This window comes from Acaryochloris sp. IP29b_bin.137 (genome assembly GCF_028285745.1).
Taxonomy (GTDB): Bacteria; Cyanobacteriota; Cyanobacteriia; order Thermosynechococcales; family Thermosynechococcaceae; genus Acaryochloris.
The window spans coordinates 1-1,767 of the sequence record NZ_JANQOP010000173.1 but is presented as its reverse complement, the minus strand read 5'-3'; the positions used below and the strand labels follow the sequence as shown (position 1 = coordinate 1,767).

General features: G+C 46.8%; 1 protein-coding gene and 2 pseudogenes. All 3 read right to left on the bottom strand.

What is annotated here, in order from left to right; genetic code table 11:
• Positions 1-246: pseudogene (locus Q0991_RS12715) on the bottom strand (hypothetical protein); the annotation flags it as partial.
• A gap of 53 nt (positions 247-299) precedes the next feature.
• Positions 300-1,040 carry a hypothetical protein gene (locus Q0991_RS12710; RefSeq protein WP_299489062.1) on the bottom strand — a complete coding sequence of 247 codons (741 nt, stop codon included), beginning with the start codon at positions 1,038-1,040 and terminating at the stop codon, positions 300-302.
• Between the two features lie 150 nt (positions 1,041-1,190).
• Positions 1,191-1,767 (bottom strand): annotated as a pseudogene (locus tag Q0991_RS12705) (hypothetical protein); the annotation flags it as partial.

Genomic DNA, 1,767 nt, shown 5'->3' with positions numbered 1-1,767 from the left:
AATCCAGATACTTTTTTTTCCCACATCAAATAAGCCATAAGTATTGCGGCGAGGTGGCGGCTGGAAGATCAATTGAAAACCGTAGCTGACAAGGGTCTGTTCAAGACGCAAGAATTCCTTGTCCTTGCGATAATTCGGAAATATCACAGCTTCTGCATTGATCTGTCCAATGGCTTGGCGATGCAACGGAACTACAAGGGAAAGATTGAGGAGGAGTAATAGTCCAATAGTTTTGGTTCGTCTCATGAAGATCCGCAAATCACAAAAGGAACAAGGAATCGTTGCATTAAACAGTGAAGTTAAAGAACCATCTCACGATCAAGTGCAGGAGGAGCTACAGGGATACTATTATCCAAAGAGGACTCATTAGGTACCCCCAAAAAGTGTTCATTGATGAGCTGCTGGAAGGTCGTGACACTCGTCTGCCAAAGCTCAATTCGCTCCTTTATACTTTGGAGGCGCTTTACCTTGGCATCTCCCAGCACGGGGTAATTGAAGTTCCCAGAGAACACGACGGCTGAACCAGATGCTTGATCTTTGGCATTTAGCTTAGCTTCATTGATGGCTAAGTTGAGGTTACCCTGGTCTAGGACGTAGCCGAGTTGAACGGCGGCTTGGACAGGTGCTTGACCAAACTTTTGCCAGGATCCCACACTAAAGAGCTTTTGAAATAAAAACTCATACGCTTCGTGCTCATTCTCTAAAAAAGGCACTATCCCCCGAGGATTAATCCCCACGGCCTGGTAATCAGCACCAGGAAGCTTTTCCAAAAAATTAGCTGCTATTGTGTTGATCTGAAACTTGGAGTGCTCTTTGGTCGCAAACGCCTGGGCAAAGGACACCCGATTGGGTTGAGCCGTAATTCGAATTCCGTTGGTATAGGCAATATGTGCACCATTGCTTGCAAATACAGGTTCTTTTTCATACTGCCAATCCGAGGGAACGATGTCACTGTATTTGAGGAAGTCTGGATTGAGAATAGAAGGACTCAGACCTTTAGCTGCAATCGTAATACTGATTTCTTGAATCGATAATTTCATCTCTTTGTTATCCTTGCTAACGGAAAATCAATACTGAACAGGCCTAAGTCCAAGACTGTACCTGTTGTAGACAAGGAGAGTAATTGCAACCACCCAAAAGCAATTACCCTCCTAGACCTTCCAGAATTTGGAAGGTCAGTACCTTCAGCGTTAGGCTACAAACGCGAAGTTACTCTCATCGAGCGTGGTCGTCCCTAGAACTTGAGCAACAACCATGCCGTCAATCGCAATCTCAGTGTTGTTGCCAACGTTGGATAAGGTCAGGTCACCAAAGTCCAAACCACCCAGACCTGAAATACCAATCACATCTACACCCAACTCAAAGTCAACGATAGTATTGGCAGATGTGGGAACTTCACCATTCACAATCCAGAACTGATCTGCACCTTCCCCACCATTGATGAGGTTGTCTCCCCCTAGGCCAACGAAGAAGCGGTCTGCTCCGTCGCCTCCAAGGGCGCGACCACTGCTGCCCAGATAGAAGTCATCATCACCCAGTCCACCAGAGATACGATAGTTGCTGGCATCGGTAGCATCAAGGACATCATTACCTTCACTGCCAAAGGCCCGATCTCCATCACCGACATAGATGATGTCATCACCACTACCGAGGTCAATACGGTTACCCCCTGCGTTCTGGCCTGCTAGCGGAATATCGACTTCATCATTGCCAGCACCTGTAAACACGAGGTCATTGCTGCCGTTGAAGTCTTCAGGCGTAATTCCG

Coding starts and splice junctions, on each gene's coding strand:
- Q0991_RS12710 (WP_299489062.1), bottom strand. CDS start 1,040: ATGAAATTATCGATTCAAGAAATCAGTATTACGATTGCAGCTAAAGGT.